The 24,570-nt window shown below is 51.7% G+C and carries 22 protein-coding genes; 11 read left to right on the top strand and 11 right to left on the bottom strand.

All coding sequences use genetic code 11. The features are described 5' to 3' along the window. Nucleotide 1: 1 nt before the first annotated feature. Nucleotides 2–478 carry a peroxiredoxin gene (locus tag HF685_RS02520; RefSeq protein WP_168818160.1) on the bottom strand — a complete coding sequence of 159 codons (477 nt, stop codon included), beginning with the start codon at nucleotides 476–478 and terminating at the stop codon, nucleotides 2–4. A gap of 137 nt (nucleotides 479–615) precedes the next feature. Between HF685_RS02520 and HF685_RS02515 the strand changes: the two genes are divergently transcribed. After that, entirely contained in the window at nucleotides 616–1,176 is a 561-nt protein-coding gene (locus HF685_RS02515) for a YqgE/AlgH family protein (protein ID WP_168818159.1), read from the top strand. Nucleotides 1,177–1,320: 144 nt separating this feature from the next. Then, nucleotides 1,321–2,733 (top strand): adenosylhomocysteinase, encoded by a 1,413-nt coding sequence (gene ahcY, locus HF685_RS02510; protein ID WP_168818158.1) that lies wholly within the window; start codon nucleotides 1,321–1,323, stop codon nucleotides 2,731–2,733. 76 nt (nucleotides 2,734–2,809) lie between these two features. Here ahcY and HF685_RS02505 read toward each other — a convergent pair whose 3' ends face one another. Continuing rightward, nucleotides 2,810–4,549: a transglycosylase SLT domain-containing protein gene (locus HF685_RS02505; RefSeq protein WP_211051315.1), complete on the bottom strand. Its 1,740-nt coding sequence runs from the start codon at nucleotides 4,547–4,549 to the stop codon at nucleotides 2,810–2,812. 2 nt (nucleotides 4,550–4,551) lie between these two features. Then, a complete protein-coding gene (locus HF685_RS02500) occupies nucleotides 4,552–5,346 on the bottom strand; it encodes a uracil-DNA glycosylase family protein (protein ID WP_168818156.1) in 795 nt (264 codons plus the stop codon). Between the two features lie 127 nt (nucleotides 5,347–5,473). Between HF685_RS02500 and HF685_RS02495 the strand changes: the two genes are divergently transcribed. From HF685_RS02495 to HF685_RS02460, 8 genes are all read left to right on the top strand, one after another. Further along, entirely contained in the window at nucleotides 5,474–7,129 is a 1,656-nt protein-coding gene (locus HF685_RS02495; protein WP_168818155.1) for an electron transfer flavoprotein-ubiquinone oxidoreductase, read from the top strand. 19 nt (nucleotides 7,130–7,148) lie between these two features. Then, complete coding sequence (locus HF685_RS02490; RefSeq protein WP_168818154.1) at nucleotides 7,149–8,774, top strand: tetratricopeptide repeat protein; 1,626 nt, start codon at nucleotides 7,149–7,151, stop codon at nucleotides 8,772–8,774. Nucleotides 8,775–8,782: 8 nt separating this feature from the next. After that, nucleotides 8,783–9,628, top strand: coding sequence for a 4-(cytidine 5'-diphospho)-2-C-methyl-D-erythritol kinase (locus HF685_RS02485; protein ID WP_246218711.1), 846 nt, complete (start codon nucleotides 8,783–8,785; stop codon nucleotides 9,626–9,628). Continuing rightward, nucleotides 9,625–10,350 carry an N-formylglutamate amidohydrolase gene (locus HF685_RS02480; RefSeq protein WP_168818153.1) on the top strand — a complete coding sequence of 242 codons (726 nt, stop codon included), beginning with the start codon at nucleotides 9,625–9,627 and terminating at the stop codon, nucleotides 10,348–10,350. Before HF685_RS02485 ends, HF685_RS02480 begins: the two co-directional genes overlap by 4 nt. A gap of 61 nt (nucleotides 10,351–10,411) precedes the next feature. Next, nucleotides 10,412–12,133, top strand: a complete 1,722-nt coding sequence (ilvD, locus tag HF685_RS02475; protein WP_168818152.1) for a dihydroxy-acid dehydratase — start codon at nucleotides 10,412–10,414, stop codon at nucleotides 12,131–12,133. Then, nucleotides 12,114–12,566, top strand: coding sequence for a hypothetical protein (locus tag HF685_RS02470; protein WP_211051312.1), 453 nt, complete (start codon nucleotides 12,114–12,116; stop codon nucleotides 12,564–12,566). Before ilvD ends, HF685_RS02470 begins: the two co-directional genes overlap by 20 nt. A gap of 6 nt (nucleotides 12,567–12,572) precedes the next feature. Further along, nucleotides 12,573–13,979, top strand: coding sequence for an NAD(P)H-hydrate dehydratase (locus HF685_RS02465; protein ID WP_168818151.1), 1,407 nt, complete (start codon nucleotides 12,573–12,575; stop codon nucleotides 13,977–13,979). Further along, entirely contained in the window at nucleotides 13,976–15,181 is a 1,206-nt protein-coding gene (locus HF685_RS02460) for a class I SAM-dependent RNA methyltransferase (RefSeq protein WP_168818150.1), read from the top strand. Before HF685_RS02465 ends, HF685_RS02460 begins: the two co-directional genes overlap by 4 nt. Nucleotides 15,182–15,187: 6 nt before the next feature. On the opposite strand, the gene HF685_RS02455 is transcribed toward HF685_RS02460, so the two are convergent. From HF685_RS02455 to HF685_RS02430, 6 genes are all read right to left on the bottom strand, one after another. After that, nucleotides 15,188–16,129, bottom strand: coding sequence for a carbon-nitrogen hydrolase family protein (locus HF685_RS02455; RefSeq protein WP_246218710.1), 942 nt, complete (start codon nucleotides 16,127–16,129; stop codon nucleotides 15,188–15,190). 35 nt (nucleotides 16,130–16,164) lie between these two features. Beyond that, entirely contained in the window at nucleotides 16,165–16,599 is a 435-nt protein-coding gene (locus tag HF685_RS02450; protein WP_168818149.1) for an MAPEG family protein, read from the bottom strand. A gap of 42 nt (nucleotides 16,600–16,641) precedes the next feature. Beyond that, on the bottom strand, nucleotides 16,642–17,070 hold the full coding sequence (locus tag HF685_RS02445) for an MAPEG family protein (protein WP_168818148.1): 429 nt from the start codon (nucleotides 17,068–17,070) through the stop codon (nucleotides 16,642–16,644). A gap of 74 nt (nucleotides 17,071–17,144) precedes the next feature. Then, entirely contained in the window at nucleotides 17,145–18,341 is a 1,197-nt protein-coding gene (locus tag HF685_RS02440; RefSeq protein ID WP_168818147.1) for a type III PLP-dependent enzyme, read from the bottom strand. A gap of 160 nt (nucleotides 18,342–18,501) precedes the next feature. Next, a complete protein-coding gene (locus tag HF685_RS02435; RefSeq protein ID WP_168818146.1) occupies nucleotides 18,502–19,674 on the bottom strand; it encodes a carboxynorspermidine decarboxylase in 1,173 nt (390 codons plus the stop codon). Nucleotides 19,675–19,676: 2 nt separating this feature from the next. Beyond that, nucleotides 19,677–20,894, bottom strand: a complete 1,218-nt coding sequence (locus HF685_RS02430) for a saccharopine dehydrogenase family protein (protein WP_168818145.1) — start codon at nucleotides 20,892–20,894, stop codon at nucleotides 19,677–19,679. Between the two features lie 53 nt (nucleotides 20,895–20,947). Here HF685_RS02430 and HF685_RS02425 point away from each other — a divergent pair, with 53 nt between their 5' ends. Beyond that, nucleotides 20,948–21,940 carry a threonine ammonia-lyase gene (locus HF685_RS02425; protein ID WP_168818144.1) on the top strand — a complete coding sequence of 331 codons (993 nt, stop codon included), beginning with the start codon at nucleotides 20,948–20,950 and terminating at the stop codon, nucleotides 21,938–21,940. Here the strand turns inward: HF685_RS02425 and HF685_RS02420 are convergent. Further along, nucleotides 21,937–23,523, bottom strand: coding sequence for a cisplatin damage response ATP-dependent DNA ligase (locus HF685_RS02420; protein WP_168818143.1), 1,587 nt, complete (start codon nucleotides 23,521–23,523; stop codon nucleotides 21,937–21,939). The genes HF685_RS02425 and HF685_RS02420 overlap by 4 nt on opposite strands. Then, nucleotides 23,523–24,521: a ligase-associated DNA damage response exonuclease gene (locus HF685_RS02415; RefSeq protein ID WP_168818142.1), complete on the bottom strand. Its 999-nt coding sequence runs from the start codon at nucleotides 24,519–24,521 to the stop codon at nucleotides 23,523–23,525. The genes HF685_RS02420 and HF685_RS02415 overlap by 1 nt, the downstream gene beginning before the upstream one ends. Between the last annotated feature and the right edge of the window lie 49 nt (nucleotides 24,522–24,570).

The raw sequence follows: 24,570 nt of genomic DNA, 5'->3' as shown, positions 1-24,570 counted from the left end.
ATCAAAGCTGATCGAGCATATATTCTGCTGCGCTGACCTTGAAGTCGCCTGGTGCCTCGACATTCACTTCTTCGACCACGCCGTCATTGACGATCATCGAAAAGCGCTGGCCGCGAGTACCCATGCCGAAGCCGGACCCATCCATTGTAAGGCCAACAGCTTTGGCAAATTCGCCATTACCATCCGCAAGCATGGTGATATCTTCTGATCCTGCTGCATTGTTCCACGCACCCATCACAAAGGCATCATTGACTGCGGTGCAGGCAATTTCATCGACGCCTTTGGCTTTGAGTTCAGCCGCTTTTTCGACATAGCCTGGGAGATGCTTGGCGGAACAGGTTGGCGTAAATGCGCCTGGCACAGAAAAAAGTGCCACTTTCTTGCCAGCGAAATAATCGCTCGAGGCCACTTGTTCCGGGCCATCTGCGGTTGCCTTGACGAGATTTACCTCAGGAATTTTATCGCCTTTATTGATCATTTCATTGCTCCTTTTGATGATTTAGCCAGTGCGGCTTCATTCCTGCATAATGTTGGTGACAAGATGATGAAATGCAAGCTGTTTGCATTGATAAATTCGCTCTGTCCTAGCGGGACGCTACTCTCTATGTTCAGCCGATGATTTCACCGCAATATTTCTCCGGACAATTTCTGCTGGCAACGCCGGGTATGGCTGATCCGCGCTTTGCCCGATCCATCATCGCGATATGTTCGCATGATCATAACGGGGCTTTGGGTATAAATATCGGATCCCTTGCCGATTTCATCACCTTCCACGGCATATTGGAACAATTTGATATTGATGTCGCGACTCTGCCGGACCGCGATGTTTACCTCGGCGGACCGGTGGAAACAAATCGCGGCTTTATATTACACAGCCTTGATGCCAATTATTTTGAAACGTTGCAGGTCGGTGATCGCTGGGGGCTTAGTAGTTCCGTTGAGATGCTCAAAGCGATTGCGGAAGGGAAAGGGCCCAAAAAATGGGTTTCGGCGCTGGGGTATTCCGGATGGGACCCCAATCAACTCGAAAGCGAGCTTACACAAAATGGCTGGTCGATTGCACAAGGCGATCCGGAGTGGATTTTTGAGCAGGAATCTGGCGACAAATGGGAGATGGCTTGGGAGGCTCAAGGGATTGACCCAGCCCAGCTATCAGGAAACTTCGGGACCGCCTGACCTTGTCAACTATGTGAAGTTTGTAATATAATTACAAATATAAAGAAATCTTTATATTTGCTTTCTCAGCCACCCAAAGCTATAGCGTCGCCATTGATGTCGTCCTGAATCCGGGGCGACTTTTGGCTTTCTAAGGAGAATGACGTGGCCACTGTAGCAGACCAAGTGAAGCAAGATTACGTAATTAAAGATATTTCTCAGGCAGATTATGGTCGGAAAGAAATCGAGATCGCCGAAACGGAAATGCCCGGCCTTATGGCGCTGCGCGAAGAATTTGGCGCTGAAAAGCCGCTAAAAGGTGCGCGGATTACAGGCTCGCTGCATATGACAATTCAAACCGCTGTGTTGATTGAAACGCTGCTCGATCTTGGCGCTGAAGTGCGTTGGGCATCTTGCAACATTTTCTCGACCCAGGACCATGCGGCAGCAGCGATTGCTGCTGGCGGCACCCCGGTATTTGCGATCAAGGGCGAAACACTGGAAGAATATTGGGCTTATGTTGAACGTATTTTCGACTGGGGCCAGGACCAGACTTGCAACCTAATTCTCGACGATGGCGGCGATGCTACCATGTTTGCTCTTTGGGGCGCACGGGTTGAAGCGGGCGAAGAGCTTTTCAAACCAGAGAACGAAGATGAAGAAGTGTTCGTCGCAACATTGACGCGTTTTCTGGCTAAGCGCCCCGGCTATCTGACCAAGACAGTTGAAAACATCAAAGGTGTTTCGGAAGAAACAACCACCGGTGTTCACCGTCTTTATGAACTCGCCAAAATCGGCAAATTGCCTTTCCCGGCGATCAACGTGAACGACAGCGTTACCAAGTCCAAGTTCGATAACCTTTATGGCTGTAAAGAATCTCTGGTTGATGCCATTCGCCGTGCAACCGATGTGATGCTTGCCGGTAAAGTCGCCTGTGTCGCTGGCTTCGGTGATGTTGGCAAAGGCTCAGCCCAGTCACTTCGCAATGGTGGCGCGCGGGTGCTGGTAACTGAAATTGATCCAATTTGTGCGCTTCAGGCCGCTATGGAAGGCTTCGAAGTTGTCAGCATGGAAGAAGCAACCAAGCGTGCTGATATTTTTGTAACGACAACGGGTAACAAAGATGTGATCACGGTAGATCATATGCGAGATATGAAAGATCGTGCGATTGTCTGTAACATCGGTCACTTTGACAGCGAAATCCAGATCGGCGCTCTCAAGAATATGAAATGGACCGAAATCAAGCCACAGGTTGACGAAGTTGAATTTGCCGACGGCAAGAAGCTCATCATTCTGGCGCAGGGTCGTCTGGTGAATTTGGGCTGTGCTACCGGTCACCCAAGCTTCGTGATGTCCGCAAGCTTCACCAATCAGGTGCTGGCGCAGATTGAACTTTGGTTGCGTCCCGAGCAGTACAAGAATGACGTTTACGTTCTGCCGAAGCATCTCGACGAAAAAGTGGCTCAACTCCACCTTTCAAAATTGGGCGTTACGCTAACCAAATTGTCCGATGAACAAGCCAATTATATCGGCGTGTCATCCGAGGGGCCGTTTAAACCGGACCATTACCGCTACTAGGATTAGCGTCTTCAATTAAAAAAGGCCGGGTGAAGCATATAAAGCTTCACCCGGCCTTTTCATTTCTGGGTAACTGTTAGCGTGCCGTAAACTGGGTCTGGTTTCTTCCCGGTCTATTCGGAAAGCTTGGCCATTTATTTTGCGCCATAATATGCGCGCTGGATGATTTTATTCCGGCTTGTTGCTCGTAAATCCAGTAATTTCTGAGAATAATGGAAACATAGCCGCGCGTTTCGACATAGGGGATGCTTTCCATGAATAGCAGCGGATCATCATTGTCTCGCACTTCGCTATTCCATTTTTGCACCGCGCCGGGGCCAGCATTGTAAGCGGCAGCGATTTTGGGCAACTTGCCGCCGGTGATAGAAGATTTCCCGAGGTACTCCAGATAGGATTGGCCATATTCCAGATTAGTCGACACTTTGAAAAGGTCGGATTGCGAAAAGCTTTTGCCATTAGCGCGCGCAATATCTCCGGCAGTTCCGGGACGTACTTGCATCAAACCGATAGCGTTTGCCGGGCTCACTGCCTTGACGCGAAACGCTGACTCTTGGAGCGTATGCGCATAAACCAGTGCAGGATCGACGCGCCATCCACCATCAGGTGTCCATTTAGGTGCCGGATAACGCGCTTGTACATCGGGTTTAAATCCGCGCGGCGCATTATACGAAAGCCACAACTGGGTACGGGGAAGGCTCAATTCGCGAGCCAATTTTACCAGCGCCCCATGATCGTTATCATCGCCGATTGTCGCTTGGTGACGCAACACTTCATCGGCCAGAGCGTCTTCGCCAATTTCTACTAGAGCAATGGCGGCTTTGACATTTTCATGTCTTTCCAGTGTTCTCCAATCCGCTTTTTCGAATTTTTCAGCAGATTCCGTTTTGGCGTTCACCATGCCAAGTGCCTCGGCAGCCAATAGTCCGTAAAAACTGTCGTCCTGCTTCGCCGCTGTCTGGAGCTTGCCTTGCACATTCTGCGGTTTGCCACATTTCATGTCAGAACGCGCACCCCAATAGAGACCAGCGGCTCTTAACTCGGCATTGTCACCACGCCGCGCCACTCTATCAAAAGCGTCGCTCGCCGATACGCAATCATTTAACCGCCAAGATGCCAGACCAGCGACCCAATCGGCATGAACGACCCATGTGCCGCTGCCGCCTTGTGCCTTGCGCGCCATGCGCAGGGCGGCAGCGTCGTCATTTTCAATATAATAGGACCAGGCAATGCGTTGCTCGAGTTCCGTCCGGGCTTCCGAAGACATAGCGCCAGCGCGCTCAGATAATAGCGACTCTGCCGATTGCGGAGAATCCGTCTTGATGAAACTCAATATCTGTCCGCGAATGCTATTAGCTGTGCTGTCACTTTCTACGGAGTTGGGCTTACCACGATTATCCGCGCCGGGAATATAGGACAGACGTCTGCGCTCCGGCAATGCGGGGAGTATCTGCGCGCCTCTTGTGGTCGCCAGACGTCCCAATTGTTCCGCTTGCGGGATTTGTGGTGCCTCGTTGACCAACGTCAGCAAGGGCCCCAATTCCGCTCGAGGGGAGTTAGGGGCCAGAAAATACTCGGCTTTCGCAATGGATTTTAAGGGGCCGTCGGGTGCCTGATCAATAAGATTCTTGGCGACATCCCACTGATTGCTTTCCATCGCTTTGAACAGGGATCGGTAATGCTCGGACTGGTTTCGTTTAAGCTGCGACGGCACATCTTTGGCAACCGATGCACTTTGGTAAAGCAGCGCTCCTCCATCGTCGGCCATAACAGCGTTGTAAGGGAGGGCTAAGAAAGCGGCGGTGAGAGCAATTTTCAATTTCACAGGTCGGCTATCCTTGTTAACATTTGCAAATCCTTCCAGGCGTCGGCTTTGAGTTCAGGCCGATGGAGCAGGATCCGCGGGTGGAACGTTGCGATTGCCTCCGTTTTGGATGAAACATGGTTAATATATTGTTTCTTTTGACGCGCCATCAAAAAATCTTGATCAAAAAATATGCGTGCAGCAGTGTCACCAAACACTATGATACGCTTGGGGTCCACCAGATCGATATGGTGTAACGCGCGTTTTTTGAGCATCTCGAAGCAGGAATGATCAAGCCGGCCATCAATCGTACGTCCCAACGACAAGGCCGAAAAATAGCTGTTTAGCTCGTTGCAACCAATCGCTTTCAGCATGTTCAAAACCAATTGACGCTCTGCCGGTGCATAGTAGCTATCATTCGCTAGGCCCTGAGCCTCCGGCATAGCGACAATTACCATGATTTCAGGATTTTGGTTTCCTTTGGGCAGGACAAAATCTCTTGCCCATTGCGCTTCTATCAAGTTTTCCGGTTTAGACAGCTGATTAACAAAGGCTACAAGTTCGAGTGGATAATTTTCGCTAACAGCCGTAGCAGCTTTGGATGGGGCGTCTTCTGTTGCCCTTGGCAAACGGGATACGGCCGTTTCGGAAACCATTTGCGGCGTCCGCTCAATTTTTACGCCTTGCTCCAACAATGACATCGGTTCACCGACGAAATTTGTGTCGACGCCAGCGAGTGCCCACCAGTCTTGCAGACTTGCTATCAAGTCCTGCGGAGAGGGACCGCCATTGTTTGGAGCAGAAAAATTCATAGATGCACAGAGTCATGAGTTGACGAATTGGTCAATTGCTGGCCATGCATTATTCTGTTCAGCGGGTTGCAGTTTGCGGCAGGCTGAATGTAAGAGGATTGCGAAGTAATTTTACAGGAAGAATGTGATGAGTGAACGAGAATCAATGCCTTATGACGTCGTTATCGTCGGCGGCGGCCCTGCAGGGCTGAGCGCGGCGATCCGTTTCAAACAATTGGCTGACGAAGCAAACAAAGATTTGTCGGTTTGCATTCTCGAAAAAGGGTCAGAAATTGGCGCGCACATTCTCTCTGGCGCTGTGGTTGATCCCAAAGCCCTGGATGAACTTTTGCCGAATTGGCGCGAAGAAGATTGTCCAATGGCACAAACGCCGGTGACGGAAAACCATCATTGGGTTCTGACAAAAAAGAAGAAATACCCGCTTCCGCATCTGATGACACCGTCGTTCATGCACAACAAGGGAACCTACACCGGTTCTCTCGGCAATCTTTGTCGCTGGCTAGGAGAACGCGCCGAGAATATGGGCGTAGAGATTTTTCCGGGGTTCGCCGCAGCGGAAATTCTTTATAATGAAGATGGTTCTGTGAAGGGCGTGGCCACCGGTGACATGGGCATTGCAAGAGATGGAAGCCACAAACCTGAATATGAACCAGGTCTGGAACTCCACGCAAAATATACATTTTTTGCCGAAGGTGTCCGCGGGCATCTCACCAAGATATTGAAAAAGCAATTTGCACTGGACGCCGATAGCGAACCACAGATTTATGGCTTGGGTATTAAAGAGCTCTGGGACATTGATCCGGCCAAACATGAACCGGGCCGCGTCATTCACACGCAAGGGTGGCCGCTTAGCGAAGGCGCCAATGGTGGCGGTTTTCTTTATCATCAGGCTGATGGTCAAGTCGCATTGGGTTTTGTAACATGGCTCAACTACGAGAACCCCTATCTTTCGCCCTTTGAGGAAATGCAGCGCTGGAAGACACATCCGGAAATTCGCAAAATTCTGGAAGGCGGCAAACGTGTCTCTTATGGCGCGCGCGCGATTAACGACGGCGGATTTCAAGCCGTTCCAAAGTTATATTTCCCCGGCGGTGCGCTGATCGGATGCTCGGCAGGCTTTGTAAACGTTCCCCGGATCAAAGGCACGCACACCGCAATGAAGACAGGTATGATGGCGGCAGAAGCGGCTTTCGAGGCCATTATTGCGGAACGGACCAGCGATGAACTTGCTGCCTATGGAGATGCCTATGAAAATAGCTGGGTGCGCGAAGAACTTCGCGTTGTTCGCAATGTCTTGCCCAATGTCGAAAAATATGGGGACTTCCTCGGAACGATTTTTTCCGGAATCAACATGTGGGCCGAGAATTTGAAAATCGAAATGCCGTTCACCATGAAACTGCACCCTGACCACCTGCAGACAAAACGAGCGGAGCATTGTCGCCCGATCAAATATCCAAAGCCAGATGGCGTGATTACCTTTGACCGTTTGTCATCTGTGTTCCTTTCCAACACCAACCACGAGGAAGATCAACCGGTTCATTTGCAACTCAAAGATCCCAGTATTCCGGTCGATGTGAATCTTCCGGTATTTGCCGGACCTTCACAACGTTACTGCCCTGCAGGTGTATATGAATTTGTCGAAGATGAAGCAGGCAACCCAAAATTTCAAATCAACGCGCAAAATTGCGTACACTGCAAAACCTGCGATATTAAGGATCCCATGCAGAACATCAACTGGGTCGTTCCCGAAGGCGGCGGAGGTCCCAATTACCCAAATATGTAAAATCACTGCCTTCGCTTTGATGCTGTTGGTATCCGTCAACGCGGAGGCAAAGCGCACCACCGAAACGGACCCGCTAAACCGGTTTGTTGAAGCGAGACTCATAGAATCAAGCGACCGGCAAGCTGCTGCTGTAATTTATGCTGATGCCCTTAAATCTGCGCCAGAGAATGCTCTTTTGGCTGGTAAATCCTATGTAAAATCCGTCGAGGTTGGAGATTTCGAACTCGCTGTAAACGCCATACGCGCACTCGAACTGCGCGGCAGCCTTGATGCTGAAATGCCGTTGCTTTTGTTTGTCGATGCCTATTCCAAAAAAAACTGGCAGGGCGCGAATACGGCGCTACTTGAACTGGAATCGTTGCGGAACTTCGGTTTCGCCGTTCCGTTGCTCAAGGCCTGGATAGCAAACGAAAAGGGAGAGGACTTTGCTCCGTATCTCGCCGAGGCCAAAAAGGATAATACCGCTGCTTTCTATCATGATGATCAATTATTGCTGCATTATCTCCAAGCCGGAGACACCAAAGCACGTTCGCTGATATCAGCTATCGTACAGCTGAACGATGTAAGATCCGGACCCGTTCGGATAATTGCGGCCCGCCACTATCTCGATCAGGATAGACAGGATTTGGCACTACACATATTACGGTTCAAGCGCACCGGACCCGAAGCCAGATTGCATGAACTTATTACCAACGGTGAAGGTACGGCGGCCGCTAGAAAAATCACCAGTAAATCCGGTATGGCCTATCTTTTCCAAAGACTATCAGCGGATTTACTTCAACAAAGGGCCAATTTTCTGGCACTTGTCAACGCCCAGCTCAGCGAGCGACTTGTGTCCGACTATGATTTCAGCAAATTGATATTGGGGCAGGCTTATAACGCCACAGACAATCAGAAGCAGTCCATTGCAAGTTTTGCTGCAATCGATAAATCTAGCCCTTACCATCTCGTAGGCCTAAACTCGGAAATTTCGGGCTATCTTGCCACTAACCAGTTTGAACAGGCCCATCAGCGGCTGGATAGCTTAATCCCAAGTGACAAAGCTCCGCCGGAATATTTTATATTGAAGGGCCAAGTTTTCCAATCCGAGGCAAATTTCAGCGCCGCTGCCGAGATGTTCACATTGGCAGTTAACGCAGCTGAAACTCGGGGATTTTCAGACAATCTGATGGCAAATTACTGGCTGGCGCTTGGCGGAGCGCAAGAACAAGCAGGCCAATGGCCTGAGGGTTTGGCGTCGTTACAAAAGGCTAATGAACTGCAGCCCAATTCTGCCAATATCTTAAACTATCTTGGCTACGCGCAACTCGAACGTCGGGAAAATACAGTGGAAGCGCTGGCTGTGATTGAAAAGGCGCACGAACTGCGTTCAAATTCGCCAGCGATAAAGGATTCACTGGGATGGGCCTATTATTTGAACGGTCAAAATAGCCGTGCACTTGAATATCTTGAGGACGCGTTGTCTGGTCAACCCCAGGATGCCACGATTAACGAGCATCTTGGCGACGTATATTGGTCCATCGGCAGGAAATATGAAGCGCGTTACGCTTGGCGGTCTGCGAGACTCTTTGCCGAAGCTGATGATCAGAAACGTCTATCGGACAAGATTGACGCAGGGCTTACGCCTGAGTTGGTATCACCCTAGTTTCGCCAGTGTTATTGGATGACATCCACACCGAAACCGCGTTCGCGAAGATAAACCTCGCTCTGCACGTCCGCGCGCGTCTGCCCAACGGCTATCATGAGCTGGAAACAATTTTTGCTTTTTTGCAAAGCGGCGACACGTTGATGGTAACCGCATCTGATGAAATTTCGCTAGAGATATTCGGTCTCTTCGGTGAAGAACTGAGTAACACAAATAACCTTGTCTTGGACGCAGCGCAGCTTATGCGACCTCTCGCCAAAACAGGCTGTGGCGCAGCCTTAAGTTTGCAGAAATACCTGCCAATAGCATCGGGAATCGGTGGAGGTTCGGCCGATGCCGCTGCAACTATGCGGTTGTTGAACAGATTTTGGGGCATAAACTTGCCTGAGGCTTCGCTCATGGAGCTGGCAGCGCCGCTTGGAGCCGATGTGCCCGCTTGTATATCGAGCAAAACCTGCCGCGCGACCGGCATCGGTCACGACATGGAACCAATAGAAGATGACAGCCTTGACGGGTCATGGGTAGTGCTCGTCAATCCGCTTGTGCAGATCTCCACTGCGCAGGTTTTTGGAGCATGGGATGGAGTTGACCGTGGTGCGCTTGCAAACGGGCCTTTGAAAAAAACAATATTATCAGGTCGAAATGATCTTCAGGATGTCGCGATTTCATTTGCACCTGAAATTGCCGAAATTCTGGAACTTTTAGAAGAATCTGACGCCCTGTTTTCCAGAATGTCGGGATCAGGAGCCACGTGTTTTGCGCTGTTCAATTCAAAACTCGCTGCACAAAATATGATTCAGGAATTAAGGGCTAACTTTCCGGGCTTTTGGACCATGATGGATACACTCAAATGACGACACCCTTTGAAATAGTTGGAATTCCGACTGACAATTCCATTCTCATCGTCGCCGATCATGCATCGAATACAGTGCCTGCCAATATTGATTTGGGGATTTCGCAGAGTTTCCTAGAAGATCATATCGCGTATGATATAGGAAGCGCCGCTGTCTCGAGGGAGATGGCGCTGAGATCTGGTTATCTCGCAATCCTGGCTGGATATTCGCGCCTCGTTGTCGATCTCAATCGCTATCCCGATGAAGAGGCGGTAATTCCATTGCGCAGCGATGGTGTGGAGATTCCGAACAACCTGCTCGATCTGCCGGACAGAGTCGATCGGATAGACAGGTATTTTAAGCCTTATCACCAGCGTGTTGCGCAGCTTATCGCCGATATAAGACCAAGCCTTGTTGTAGCGTTACACAGCTTCACGCCAAAGCTGAGATCAAACCCGCAGCTTGAGCGGCCCTGGGACGTCGGTGTGATGTACAACGATTACGAGACCGCTCCGCGTATGGCACTGCAGTTTCTTGAGGAGGAGCAATTGGTTGTCGGCGATCAATTGCCGTATTCCGGTAAGGATCTAAATGCGACAATGAACCGTCAGGCAGAAGCAATCGGGCAACCCTATATCGGGATTGAAATAAGGCAGGACCATATCACCGAAGAAAAAGGTCAAAAGCGGTTTGCCGAAATTCTGATTAGAGTATGCAATAAGATACAAACAGGGCTTGCTTGACGAAGCCAGTTTTGGAAATAGGCGACAGTGCCTTTTTAGGCGCGGAAAACAGGAAATGAACATGACCCGGAAATTCGATAAAGCCAAGTTGCCCAGTCGCCACGTCAGCGTGGGACCGGAACGGGCGCCGCAGCGTAGCTATTATTACGCAATGGGCATGGATGAAGAAGATATTGCAAAGCCATTTGTCGGTATTGCGTCAGCAGGCAACGACAGCGCGCCGTGCAATACCTTGCTGGATGCACAAGCCAATATCGCGCGGCAAGGCGTCATTGAAGCTGGCGGAACGCCGCGGCGGTTTAATACGATCACGGTGACGGATGGAATCGCCATGGGTCACCAAGGGATGAAATCATCGCTGGTTTCCCGCGAAGTTATAGCAGATTCCGTTGAACTCAGTGTTCGCGGCCATTGCTATGACGCGGTCATTGGATATGCGGGCTGTGATAAAAGCCTGCCCGGCATGATGATGGCGATGCTCCGGCTCAATGTGCCATCGATTTTTGTCTATGGCGGATCGATATTACCCGGGCGTTTTCACGATCGTGATGTAACGGTTGTTGATGTGTTCGAGGCAGTTGGCCAACACAGCGCAGGAAACTGTCCGTTGCAGGAATTGATTGAGCTGGAAAAAATCGCTTGCCCGGGTCACGGCGCATGCGGTGGTCAGTTTACCGCCAATACAATGGCCTGCGTTGCGGAAGCTATTGGACTATCCTTACCAAACAGCAATATGGCACCGGCACCATATGAAAGCCGGGATGACATGGCTATCGCGGCCGGTCGTCAGATCATGGAGCTCATCGCACTTAATCTGCGTCCACGGGATATTTGCACCAGAGAGGCTTTCCAAAACGCGGCGCGCGTAGTGGCTGCAACCGGCGGCTCGACCAACGCAGCCTTGCATCTCCCGGCAATGGCGAGTGAGGCGGGAATCGACTTTGACCTGTTTGATGTCGCAGAAACGTTCAAAACCACGCCGTATCTGGCTGACCTGAAACCTGGCGGGAAATATGTCGCGCGAGACATGCATGATGCCGGCGGTGTTTACATGCTGATGAAAACCATGATGGAAAACGGCTTGCTGCACGGCAACTGCATGACAGTGTCCGGCAAGACGCTAGGCGAAAATATTGATGAGATAACATGGAATCCCGATCAAAAGGTCATATACGATGTGAAAAACGCTATTACCGAAACCGGCGGCGTCGTGGGCCTGAAAGGTTCGCTTGCTCCCGAAGGCGCGATTGTGAAAGTTGCCGGGATGGCGCGCCTCCAATTTAGAGGTCCGGCACAGGTCTTTGAGTGTGAAGAAGATGCTTACGCCGCAGTTGAACAGCGACAAATCAAGGAAGGCGCAGTCGTCATCATCCGCAACGAAGGCCCAAAAGGCGGCCCGGGCATGCGTGAGATGCTCGCCACTACGGCAGCACTTTACGGGCAAGGCATGGGCGAAAAAGTGGCCTTGATCACTGATGGCCGCTTTTCAGGTGCGACCAGAGGCTTTTGTATCGGCCATGTTGGTCCGGAGGCGGCTGATGGCGGCCCGATTGGATTGATCGAAGAAGGTGATATGATCAATATCGATGCTGAGGCTGGAATCATCGATCTCGAGGTAAACGATGCTATCTTGGCCGAACGCAAAACGCGCTACGTGCCACATGGTAATGATTATGCATCCGGCGCGCTTTGGCGCTATGCACAAAACGTAGGTCCAGCCTATAAAGGCGCGACAACCCATCCGGGAGCGAAGGCAGAAAAACATGTATACGCGGACATTTAGCCTATTTGCCATTGTCGCGGCGCTCAGCGCATGTGGAAAGCCGGACAATGATGTGCTCGCCGAAGCAGAAGAGCGGGCGGCTGCGCAAAAACTGGATGATGGGAAAATTGAATGCGCCATCAACGGCGACACCGACTTCAATCGTGGTTGCGAGACCGAGCGGCTATCCGGCGAAAATGGCGTTACGCTGATCATTCGCCATCCAGACGGCGGTTTCAGAAGGTTTAACATCTTGACTGATGGACGTGGTCTGGAAGCTGCGGATGGTTCAGAAAAAGCTGCTATATCTATCGTTGAAGATGGGAAAATTCTGGTCAGCGTTGGACAAGACAAATATATCATGCCCGCGCAGCTGAAACCTTCGAAACCACCGATAGAGGCTGCCGCTGCCGAAGCTGCGCCAGATGCCACCAATCCTGCGGCTGGCGACTAGCACATTATGATCAATGCCGGTTACATCCTCACTGCAGCCGAGATGCGGCATGCAGAACAAGAGCTGATGGACTCTGGCGTTACCGTCGATCAATTGATGAAACGAGCAGGCGAGGGCGCGGCGCAACTCATTTGGCGTATTTCTGCCAATAGCCGCACAACCGTTTTATGCGGCCCCGGCAATAATGGCGGTGACGGATATGTGATCGCCCAATGGTTGCTGGAAAAAGGTGTCGACGTAACTGTTGCGGCCTGCAGTGATCCCAAAACGGCTGCCGCAAAAAACGCAAAATCGCTCTGGAAGGGCGAAACTATGGCAATCGAAAACGCTGTCCAGAGCCCGCAAGTTATTGATTGTGTGTTCGGCACAGGATTGACAAGAGCGGTGTCCAAAGAACTCTATGGCCACATAGAACGCCTTCTTTCGGGCGCGCAGAATCGGATCGCGGTCGACTTGCCGAGCGGTGTTGATACGGACACGGGGCACTTGCTGAATCCGGTATCTCAATACGACTTCACAATTGCTTTGGGCGCGTCCAAGCCCGCGCACTTCCTGGAGCCGGCACGAAGCGTCGTCGGCGAGATAGTTGGGGTCGACATCGGAATTTCAAAGCCGTCCCAATTTCGTGTCTTTTTGCACCGGTCGCTGAAAGTACCGGGCGCGGACGATCATAAATATAGCCGTGGGCTTGTCGTGATCATTGCCGGAAAAATGCACGGCGCGGCGCAACTTGCCGCTTTGGCCGCGCAGCAATCGGGCGCGGGCTATGTGAAAATATTTGCTCCTGCCGGGTTCCTGTCTCCCAATCACAGTATCGTCGTGCAGACATATTCCAGCCCGGAAGAATTGGGGCAGCTGTTGTCGGATGACCGAATATCGATGGTCGTTGTAGGCCCCGGCTTAGGCTTGGGCGATCAACAATCAGGGGTTTTGAAAACTGCGATGGCTTCAGAAAAAGCATTGTTACTGGATGCAGATGCTTTGACATTACTCGGGAACGATTTTGTTGAACGGGTCAGCAACCGCGACGCTCCAACAATCGCGACGCCACATCAAGGAGAGTTTGCCAGAATATCTGGCGAGTTCGATGATTCAAAACTGACTTCTGCTCGGGATTTGTCCCGCAGAAGTGGCGCGACCATTGCTCTGAAGGGGCCTGACACCGTGATAGCCCAACCAAGCGGCCACACAGAGATCAACAATGAAGCCTGTCATTGGCTTTCTACAGCGGGAACCGGCGATGTGCTGTCCGGTATCATCGCATCGCGCTATGCGGTTGAAAAAAATTGCGCTAAGGCGGCATCACAGGGACAATGGCTCCATACCCGCGCCGCGCAGCTTTCCGGGGCGTCTTTTTCGCCTGAGCAACTGATCGGTAACATCTCGAAAGCGATGCAGGAAAGCATATCATGACGGCAAATGCCGAAAATATAATAGTTCGCGTTGCTGCCAAAGGTGACGGGGTGACCGCTGATGGCCGTCATGTTGCGTTTTCCGCCCCGCTGGATGAAGTTCTCGATGATGGAGGGCTAATCAAAGGCCCGCATCATGTCGAGCCGCCATGCCGCCATTTTAAGGAATGTGGTGGATGTAGTCTCCAGCAACTGGACGCGGAAAGCTATGCGCAGTTTGTCACGGACCGGGTGAACTATGCGTTGGAAGGGCAGGGCTTGAGTCCTACAAAGTTGCACGCTCCACAAATATCAAAACCAAAAAGCCGGGTCCGGGCCAGTTTGCGGGCCGCAATGGTCGGGAATATTTTCAAACTGGGGTTTAGCGGTGCGGGGAGCCACCGCATTGTTGATCTGCAACAATGCGAAATCATGCATCCGGAATTATTTGCGGTGATCGCGCCTTTGCGGACATTTCTCCAGTCTGTTGCCCGGCGCAAGCATGATATGAATATCGAACTGACGCTTGCCGACCAAGGTGTTGATTTACTTATTAAAAACTACGAACCGGATTCGCTGGATCAGCATCAGGCATTGTCAGAGTTCGCCCAGCAAACCGGCATCGCGCGATTATCGCTGGATAACGGCTATGGACCGGAAACACAGTGGGAGCCTAATCCGGTCACCGTGACGCTCGGCAATGTCCCGGTCGCGTTGCCGCATTCCAGTTTTCTGCAATCGACAGCGGACGGCAAGGATGCGCTGATTGCAGCGATGCTGGAAACAGTCGGCGACACCAAATTGATAGCGGATTTGTTCGCAGGCCTCGGCACTTTTTCGTTCGCTTTGGGCGGGGAACGAAAAATCTATGCCGCAGAAGGCTCGCGCGATGCCATTAGCGCTTTAAAATCGGCGGCCAATATTGCCCGGTTGCAGGTTTTTACCGAACATCGTGATTTATATCGTCGTCCTCTCAGCCCGGAAGAGTTGAACCGTTTCGGCGCTGTCATCCTTGATCCTCCGCGTGCGGGTGCGCGGGATCAAATCGTTCAGTTGGCAAAATCGGAGGTTCCCAAAATCTGCTACATTAGCTGTAATCCGGCAAGTTTTGCGCGCGACGCGAAAACACTTTGCGAAGCGGGTTACAAGCTCAAAGAAGTTTGGCCTGTGGGTCAGTTTCTCTGGTCCACCCACGTCGAACTAGTGTCCAGTTTCGTGAGATAACAGCGCTCAGCTCTTCTCAGCATCGCCCCAGGTTACGCCAAGCTGTTCCCGGGTATCAACCGTCAAATCAAACACATCGGGACGAGAATAATGTCCATCAACATCCAGCGCTGCTTTGGCCTCCAATCCCTTGTTGAGATCAATATCTGCCTGCAGAATAATATTCTCTTGCCCTGCTTCTACCAATACCAAACCATCCGGCGCGATTATCTGGCTTCCGCCAAATTGGAGTCGCTGATCAGGGATTTCGCCAAACAGCGCCTTGGCATCGGCATCGCCGTCGACCAGTTTTAGGCCGTTCATCAAATCATCCCGGTGTAAAAGGGTTCCTGCTGCCAAAACATGGCAACCGCCCTCAAAAGCATAATGTCTGGATGCGATGGAGTAAGTTTCCCTTACTGTGGGCCATGCGGAGACATGCACCGCTTCCCCCAGATTGTGCATCGCTGCTCGCGCCATTGGCATCCAGTGCTCCCAGCAGATAAGATGCCCCACATTGCCCCATTCCGCCTGATGGACGTTGATAGTTGATCCATCGCCGCGGTTCCAGATCAGGCGTTCCGCGTGGGTTGGAACCAGTTTTCGATGATTAAGCGGTATCTTGCCGGGTCTGAACATAAGTTGGGTGTTATAAAGACTGGACCGATGCCGCTCATGTGCGCCAATGGAAATGCAGACATCGCGTGTATCACAAAGCTCTTGTAGCCCCACAAAGCGCGGATCATTGGCCACGACAGCCTGTTCCATCAAAATCCGGTGGAGTGCTTTTGTTCCGGGATGATCCCATAAAGCAGCTCCCGGGGCCTCATCGAGCCAGATCGGGTAGCCACCCAAAAAAGTTTCACCAAACGCTATGAGCTGCGCACCATCTTCAGCCGCTTGTTTCGCCAGTTTTTCGGCTTGAGCGATACCATGATTAATCGCGAGGGGGATCGGCGCCGTCTGCACAATCGCCGCGCATATGGTTTGAATGATACTGCTCCTTAGTGAAACACAGCAATGGCAGCATGCAGCGCAAGCGCCATCAGGCACAAGCTGGATAGCGCGAATATCCCGAACCGGATGACGACGCGATTCACTGTGGCCTGCACCAGACTATGGACAACCCGCAGTCCAACATAAGCCCAAGCCAAAACCGAGTTGAGTCCATCACCGGCACCGACCAACGCAAGCACGATGCAAACCGCGTAAAATAGCGTTGGTTGTTCCAGCAAGTGATTGTAATTATGCGCTTTCCACTGGACGTTGGCAGGCAAGACATTGTCGAGATCGGAACCTTTTCCGCCGACCATATTCGCCGCATCCAGCCCTTCCGCTTTGCTCATGGCCGGGAGTCGCGTGGCATACATCCATATCCACATGACCATAGTCCAGATGATGAGTGCCACGACCGGTTGTAAAATCGGACTATTTTCCATTTGAAGATTCCCTACTTTTATCGAGTGTGTTGTTTCCAGAATTCAAAACAATGTCGCCCAAATGGCGTTGACTGCCATGACCATCAGGCAAATTGTTGATGCCAGGAACAGCATGAAACGAACGTTGACCAGATTTATCGTGGCTTGCCAGATGCTGTGGATAATGCGCAGCACAACATAGGCCCACGCCAGCCAAAGATTGAGCCCGCTGCCTGCTTCCGCGAGAGCCAATATTATGACGGTCGCATAAAACAGCGTTGGTTGTTCCATCAGGTGGGTATAATTATGGGATTTCCAGGCGACTTTATCCGGCATATTCGGGTCAATGTCCGGGCCGCGCCCTCCTGGTTTTGCCGTAATATCGATTCCCAGACTTTTGGCTGCGGGTAGACGGGTTGCAGCCATCCAGAACAGCATGATCAACGACCATAAGACCAATAGCGCCGCCGGCGCCAGTATCGCGGTATCCATAGATGATCTCCCCAAATCCAGCGGAGAAACTGCGTCACAAACTGTAAATTGTCAAATGCAACTTGTTTTGCGCGCTAAGCGCCGGGGAAAGACACCACGTTTTCACGGTCGTTGCGATCGAGATTATCGCCAAGATAAAGACTATCCATCGGCTCATCTTGCATATCATATTCGACGTGTGAGCCATAGCCGTTAAACTTCGTTCGCATCGCAGAGCCATATGCGCCCAGCATGCCTATTTCGATATAGTCGCCAGCCTTCATGTCATCGGGAAGAATGAACGGTCCAGCCATATAATCCATATCGTCGCAAGTGGGACCATAGAAGCTGAACTCTGCCATCGTAGATTCGGTTTGACGGCCGACGATCTGTGCAGGAAAGCGCCAACCAATATGAGCCGCGTCAAACAACGTGCCATAAGCGCCGTCATTAATGTAAAGCTCATTGGAACGCCGTTTCTCGACCTTGACCAATAAGGACGTATATTCTGCCGCCAAAGCACGGCCTGGCTCACACCACAGTTCGGCCGAGTAGCTGATCGGTAAATCTTCAAATGTCCGGTCAATGGCTTTGAAATAATGGTTGAGCGATTGCGGCTCCATATCGGGATAGATCGAGGGAAAGCCGCCGCCAACGTTGACGATGTCGACGGTTACCGAGGCTTCGACAATTGCTGTACGAACACGCTCGAGTGCATGAACAAAGGCAAGTGGAGACATGGCCTGGCTACCAACATGGAAACAAATACCCAGTTCGTCAGCTGACTGCCGCGCACGCTGAAGCAACTCCGCCGAGTCCGCGACATCAACACCAAATTTTGATGCAAGGCTGATTTCGGCGAATTCCGAGGCAACTCTTATCCGGACGCACAAAGTCAGGTCTTCAGCATTCCCCGTTGCGCGTTCAATCTTATCGAGTTCTTCGATGCCGTCGAGCGAGAAAATCCGAACGCCATGCTCATGATAAGCCTCGCGGATGGACTGCTCCTGCTTCAGCGGATTCATGTAACAAAGCACCGCCTCGGGAAGAACCCGGCGAACAAGTCTCACTTCGTCGATCGACGCAACGTCAAAATGGGTAATCCCCGAATCCCACAGAATTTCCAGCAGCTCAGGCGATGGATTAGCCTTCACCGCGTAAAGTGATTTGCCGGGAAATTGCTCGACAAAATATCGCGCTGCGCGCCGCGCGGCATGCGGACGGTTCAGCAAAACTGGGATGTCTGGGCTAAGAGCTTTCGCTAGCTCTCCAGCATTCTGGAAAATGTGCAACTCAAGGGACCCCCTAAAAGACTGTGATCGATTGAGCTGCCTTGCGGATTAACTAAAGTACTCAGCAAGCGGCCATGGGGCAGCAGGGCGTGCATATATGTACGCTTGAGGCCTCTGTAAAGACCAAAATCCTTCTAAATGCTGAACGAGAAAGCAATTTTTAACTGAGGCGATCGCGAAATGTGGTCCAGTCGAATTTCTTCACGCAGCGCAGATCGTCGGTTTCGCTGTTCCAAAGCCAGATGGAGGGCAGGGGCACCCCGTTAAAGGTGCTGGTTTTGACCATCGAATAATGCGCCTGATCGAGAAACGCGATGCGCTGTCCAACATGCGGTGGCTCGGGAAGGGCATAATCGCCAATAATATCACCAGCAAGGCAACTCGGACCGCCGAGACGGGTGGTTTCTCCATCTCTCAATTCGCCGAGCATCGCGGGCCGATAGGGCGCCTCAATAACGTCCGGCATATGGCAAGTCGCGGATATATCCGTAATTCCGACTGGCATTTTGTTCTCGAACACGTCAAGGATTTCTCCGACCAGTATGCCCGCATCCAGCGCGACAGCTTCGCCGGGCTCCAGATAAATTTGACAGCCTGTTGCGTCGGCCACGAAGTCGAGAAATTCGATCAACTCTTCGCGCTGGTAATCGGAACGGGTGATGTGGTGCCCTCCGCCGAAATTCAGCCATTTCAGATCATCGACATTATCTGCGATGTAGGGCGCAATTGCTTCCCATGTGCGGTAAAGCGGCTCGAAATCCTGCTCGCAAAGCGTATGGAAATGGAGGCCATCAATAGCGCCAAAATGCTCTTCGGTGAGTTGGTCAATTGGAAAACCTAACCGACTATGGGGCTGGCAGGGGTCATATTTTGGCACTTCGCCCTCGGCATGGAGAGGATTGATGCGAAGGCCGATATCAAACTGCTCGCCGCCATCCCGCAGTCCTCTGATCAGCGCGGAACGGCGCGCAATTTGACCGGGCGTGTTAAATATAACATGATCGGACATCGCGGCGATCTCAGGCAGTTCATCAGGCTTGAACGCCGGTGAATAGGTTGCCACTTCGCCCTGATATTTGTCAAATGCGAGTCGCGCTTCCCAAAGCCCCGAAGCACAGACACCATCGAGATATTCATCAATCAGCGGCGCAACTTCCCACATTGAAAATGCCTTGAGCGCAGATAAAATCTTCGCACCGGAGCGCGTTTTAACTTCGCTCAATATTTCCAGATTGGAGCGCAGTTTGACTTCATCAATTACGAAAGCCGGCGAGGGCACTCGCGAGAGATCAAAATGCCCAAACGCGCCGGGATCGCCTGCTCTGGTTTCCATCCTCAAAAGCCCAAAGGCGCTTCCATCTCTTCCACCGTCCAAGGCAAACCATGCTCGTTCAGCATTTCCATAAAGGGATCAGGATCAAATTGTTCCATATTAAACACACCTTCCCCCTTCCACTTACCGCTCAAAACGAGCGCCGCGCCAATCATCGCCGGGACGCCAGTGGTGTAGCTCACACCCTGATTGCCGGTTTCTTCAAACGCCGCTTCGTGGCTACAGATATTTTTAACATACAACGTCTTTTTTACGCCGTCTTTCTCGCCGGTCGCAATCACGCCGATATTCGTGTTGCCTTTGGTGGTTTCGCCGAGGCTAGCTGGTTCCGGAAGAACCGCTTTCAAAAATTGCAATGGCACGATTTTCTGGCCCTGATATTCGATTTCCTCGATCGAAGTCATGCCGACATTTTGCAATACTTCCAAATGGGTGAGATACGCATCACCAAAGGTCATCCAGAAACGAATGCGCTGGATTTCCGGAAGATGGGTCTTCAGAGATTCAATCTCCTCATGATACATGAGGTACATATTCTTCTCGCCTACCGCCTCGAAATCAAACACCTGTTTATGCGAAAGAGCAGGACTCTCGATCCATGCGCCCTTTTCCCAATGGCGCGCCGGAGCAGTCACTTCGCGGATGTTGATCTCGGGATTGAAGTTGGTCGCAAAATGCTGGCCGTGATCGCCGCCATTGCAGTCGAGAATGTCGAGCGTGTCGATCCGGTCGAAATGGTGTTTTTTCAGCCAGCATGTGAATACCGAGGTCACGCCGGGATCGAAGCCCGAACCGAGCAGCGCCAAGATACCCGCATTCTTGAAACGGTCCTGATAATCCCATTGCCATTTATATTCGAACTTCGCCTCGTCAATTGGCTCGTAATTGGCGGTGTCCATATAGTCGGTTTTGGTCGCCAGACACGCATCCATGATCGGTAAATCCTGGTAAGGGAGGGCTAGGTTCACAACCAACGCCGGTTGCACTTTTTCAATCAGTTCGGTCATCGCCGCTACATCATCGGCATCGATTGCGCCGGTTTCAATATCAACACCAGTGCGCTGCTTTACCGACGCCGCAATATCCTCGCATTTTGATACGGTACGGCTCGCCAGCATGACCTCTGAAAACGGCCCTTCGCCCGATGCAATGAGCTGCGCCATCTTGTGCACCGCAACCGAACTCACACCGCCTGCACCAATCACCAAAACTTTGCTCATATTGTTCACTCAATCTGCTGGAGAATTTGTTCAACCGCATATAGGAAGTCATCATGACAGAGCAAAGACTTTTGGAACGTTTACTGGACCCTGCGCGCAAACCGACGTTGGCTGGCGTTGAAAGGGCAGCAAGAAAAATCTCGGATATACTGCCACCAACACCGCTATTGCCGCTGGAAATCGGGGATAAAACCATCTTGTGCAAGGCGGAATGTTTGCAACCTATCGGCGCGTTCAAAATTCGCGGCGGGTGGCACAGACTCACTGATTTGGATGAACAACAGCGATCACGCGGTGTGATTGCTTTTTCAAGTGGCAATCACGCGCAAGGTGTCGCCTGGGCTGCAAAGAGGCTCGGTATTGCAGCAACGGTCGTTATGCCGACGGATGCACCAAAGGCAAAAATGGAAAATACCAAGGCGCTGGGCGCTCGGGTCATTACCTATGATCGCCTGTCTGAATCGCGGGAAAATATTGCGGCAAAACTGTCGGCTGAAACCGGCGGTACCGTAGTGCCTAGTTTTGACGATCCGTGGGTGGTCGAAGGCCAGGGCAGTTGCGGAATTGAACTGCGCTACCAGATGATTGCGCAAACTGGCGGCGAACCGGACAACATAATTGTTTGTTGCGGCGGCGGAGGATTGGCGACAGGGACTGCGCTCGCCAATCCGAACGCTAAAATTACTGTGGTCGAGCCTGAAGGCTGGGATGATATGGCGCGTTCGCTGGAACTGGGGCACATTGTGCCTGTCAAAGAAAACCCGCCCGCTACCCAATGTGATGCGCTGCAAACGCTGGAAGTATCCTCGATCACCTTTGATATTCTATATGAACGCGGCATTCACGGCGTGAGTGTCACGCAAGCGGAAGTGCACATCGCGATGCGTCTGGCATTTGAGAAACTTCGCGTGGTTGTGGAACCCGGTGGAGCTGTAGCACTGGCAGCAGCAATAGCGGGTAAGATTGACACAACGACTAGAACTGTTGTCACGCTATCAGGCGGCAATGTCGATGCGGAATTGTTCGCTAAAATTATCAGCGGCTAGGTAATCATCGCTTTCAACGTGGATACCATGTCAGCCTCGTCCGCCGGCTTGTCTGTCCTGATCCGGGAAATTCTCGGAAACCGCATAGCCAAGCCGGACTTGTGACGTTTGCTTTCGTGGATGGAATCGAATGCTACTTCCAGCACCATCGTCTTTTCCACCTCACGAACTGGGCCAAAGCGGTTCAAGGTGTTTTGGCGAACAAACCGATCGAGCATTTTCAGTTCCTCATCGGTAAAGCCCGAATAAGCCTTGCCGACGGGATATAATTCGCCGCCATTTTTAGGATCGTCGGTCCAGCAACCAAAAGTATAATCCGAATAAAAGGATGATCGCTTGCCAGACCCGCGCTGGGCATACATCATCACACAATCAGCTACGAGAGGGTCGCGTTTCCATTTATACCAGAGCCCAGTTTTGCGCCCTGCTATATAAGGACTGTCGCGGCGCTTGAGCATTACGCCTTCAATCGCAGCATCGCGTGCGCCGTCTCTGATCTGGGCCAGATGTCCAAAATCATCAGCTTCCAAAATGCTTGAAATATCAAACCGTGAACCGTCAAGCTTGGGCACGAATGTCTCCAGCGACTGCCGCCTCTTCGTCCATTGCAGATGACGCAAATCATGCTCGCCGTCGTATAATATGTCATAAAGACGGACGAATGCAGGAAAGTCATCTAGCATTTTCTTCGACACTTTTTTCCGACCCAATCTTTGTTGCAAAGCATTGAAGCTCGCCGCCTCACCGCCCTGAAAATCGCCCCGAACAAGCAATTCACCGTCGACGACGCCGACAGCATCAAATGCCTGCGCAACATCGGGGAAGGCCGGGGTAATATCATCGCCGCCGCGGCTATACAGGCGCGTTTCGTTGCCCGTGCCAACGATCTGAATACGGATGCCATCCCATTTCCATTCCGCGACATAGTCTTTGAGGTCGACAGTCCTTTCTTCAAGCGGATGGGCCAGCATGAAGGGACGAAAAAACGGCACGCCCTTCAAGTCGGGCTTGCCTGCTTTACCCTCACCCCAAGCGAATAGTTCTGAATAAGGAGGTTTAAGGGAATGCCAAACCTCTTCTATTTCTTCGACGGCAATACCATAGGCTAGAGCAAAAGCTGTTTTTGCCAAGCGCGCAGATACGCCAATCCGCATCGCGCCAGTTGCAAATTTTATCAGCGCATAGCGCCCGTTAGAATCCAGTTGATCCATTAAATTCGCCAGCAACATAGGGGCTTGCGCTCTGCTGACCTCAGACAATTGGGTCACAACATTATCTACCGACAACATATTATCTGGTACAAAATTCTCGGTTTCCGGCCAGATCAGCGCGACGGTTTCCGCCGTATCGCCGACAAAGTCCCGACTGAGCTTGAATAATGTTTCATCGATGCGATCTTTCGCCATATTCCTTACAGCGGAAATTTTAACCTTCGGAAAATCGATTTGCTCGGTGAGCGCCGCCAGCACCCACCCCCGATCAGGATCCGGTGCAGTTTTCAGATATTCGCTTATTAACCGCAATTTGGCGTTGCGCGAACGCGTATAGATCAACCGGTCAAGAAGCTCGGAAAATGCCTGCATCAGTCATCGTCCTCTTCGCGCCCAATCATTGCTAAAGCGCGCGCTTTCATCTGGTTGAGTTCGCACCAGTGAACCAGCGCATCTTCGCGGCCATGGGTTATCCAAGTTTCAGTGGGCGCAACGTCTTTGATCGTTTGGGTCAATTCATCCCAATCTGCATGATCAGACATGATGATGGGAAGCTCAATGTTGCGCTGCCGGGCTCGCTGCCGCACCCGCATCCATCCGGACGCCATCGCGGTTAGGGGATTGGGCAAGCGGCGGCTCCAGCGATCATTCAAAGCCGAAGGCGGCGCGAGCACGATTTGCCCGCGCATCTCATCCTTGGGGGTGTCAAGGACTGGCCGGATTTCTCCCAGGCTCACACCCAAATCCTCATAAAGAGTGCACATTTTCTCCAGTGCGCCGTGGAGATATATCGGATCATGATATCCGGCATCACGTAGTTCGCCAATAACCCGTTGGCATTTACCCAGCGCATAAGCACCAACCAGAACGCATCGATCCGGATTCGCATATTTTGCTTCCAGCAGTTTAGCAATCTCGTCGGCTGTTGGTGGGTGCTTGAATACCGGCAATCCAAACGTCGCCTCGGTGATGAAAATATCGCAGGGAATAACTGCAAACTGAGCACAGGTCGGGTCGCTACGGCGTTTGTAATCGCCCGTCGCAACCACTTTCTCGCCCTGATATTCCATCAGTATCTGCGCGGAGCCAAGCACATGGCCCGCCGGATGATAGCTTATTTTTACGCCACCAAGCTCAAATCCGTCACCATAAGGAATCGGTTGATCCGCCCGCGTTCCATAACGCAATCCCATAATTGCAAGCGTTTCCGGCGTCGCCCAGACATGCTGATGCCCGCCGCGCGCATGGTCGGCATGCCCATGTGTTACGAGCGCATTTTTGACCGCGCGTGAAGGGTCAATCCAGGCATCTGCCGGTTTGACATAAATGCCGTGGGGGTGAGGTTCAATCCAGTGGGAGCTTGCGGTCATGGCCTATATATGGGCGAGACAGCGAAAAGTTCCAGTAATGTTCTTGTTA

The sequence above is a fragment of the Parasphingorhabdus halotolerans genome (genome assembly GCF_012516475.1).
Lineage (GTDB): Bacteria > Pseudomonadota > Alphaproteobacteria > Sphingomonadales > Sphingomonadaceae > Parasphingorhabdus > Parasphingorhabdus halotolerans.
This window is presented reverse-complemented; position numbering and strand designations above follow the sequence as displayed.

What these genes read in the sequence shown, in the direction of transcription:
- HF685_RS02520 (WP_168818160.1), bottom strand. Translation starts at nt 478, where the DNA reads ATGATCAATAAAGGCGATAAAATTCCTGAGGTAAATCTCGTCAAGGCA.
- HF685_RS02515 (WP_168818159.1), top strand. Translation starts at nt 616, where the DNA reads ATGATTTCACCGCAATATTTCTCCGGACAATTTCTGCTGGCAACGCCG.
- HF685_RS02500 (WP_168818156.1), bottom strand. Translation starts at nt 5,346, where the DNA reads ATGAATTTTTCTGCTCCAAACAATGGCGGTCCCTCTCCGCAGGACTTG.
- HF685_RS02495 (WP_168818155.1), top strand. Translation starts at nt 5,474, where the DNA reads ATGAGTGAACGAGAATCAATGCCTTATGACGTCGTTATCGTCGGCGGC.
- HF685_RS02490 (WP_168818154.1), top strand. Translation starts at nt 7,149, where the DNA reads ATGCTGTTGGTATCCGTCAACGCGGAGGCAAAGCGCACCACCGAAACG.
- HF685_RS02480 (WP_168818153.1), top strand. Translation starts at nt 9,625, where the DNA reads ATGACGACACCCTTTGAAATAGTTGGAATTCCGACTGACAATTCCATT.
- ilvD (WP_168818152.1), top strand. Translation starts at nt 10,412, where the DNA reads ATGACCCGGAAATTCGATAAAGCCAAGTTGCCCAGTCGCCACGTCAGC.
- HF685_RS02470 (WP_211051312.1), top strand. Translation starts at nt 12,114, where the DNA reads ATGTATACGCGGACATTTAGCCTATTTGCCATTGTCGCGGCGCTCAGC.
- HF685_RS02465 (WP_168818151.1), top strand. Translation starts at nt 12,573, where the DNA reads ATGATCAATGCCGGTTACATCCTCACTGCAGCCGAGATGCGGCATGCA.
- HF685_RS02460 (WP_168818150.1), top strand. Translation starts at nt 13,976, where the DNA reads ATGACGGCAAATGCCGAAAATATAATAGTTCGCGTTGCTGCCAAAGGT.
- HF685_RS02450 (WP_168818149.1), bottom strand. Translation starts at nt 16,599, where the DNA reads ATGGAAAATAGTCCGATTTTACAACCGGTCGTGGCACTCATCATCTGG.
- HF685_RS02445 (WP_168818148.1), bottom strand. Translation starts at nt 17,070, where the DNA reads ATGGATACCGCGATACTGGCGCCGGCGGCGCTATTGGTCTTATGGTCG.
- HF685_RS02435 (WP_168818146.1), bottom strand. Translation starts at nt 19,674, where the DNA reads ATGGAAACCAGAGCAGGCGATCCCGGCGCGTTTGGGCATTTTGATCTC.
- HF685_RS02430 (WP_168818145.1), bottom strand. Translation starts at nt 20,894, where the DNA reads ATGAGCAAAGTTTTGGTGATTGGTGCAGGCGGTGTGAGTTCGGTTGCG.
- HF685_RS02425 (WP_168818144.1), top strand. Translation starts at nt 20,948, where the DNA reads ATGACAGAGCAAAGACTTTTGGAACGTTTACTGGACCCTGCGCGCAAA.
- HF685_RS02420 (WP_168818143.1), bottom strand. Translation starts at nt 23,523, where the DNA reads ATGCAGGCATTTTCCGAGCTTCTTGACCGGTTGATCTATACGCGTTCG.
- HF685_RS02415 (WP_168818142.1), bottom strand. Translation starts at nt 24,521, where the DNA reads ATGACCGCAAGCTCCCACTGGATTGAACCTCACCCCCACGGCATTTAT.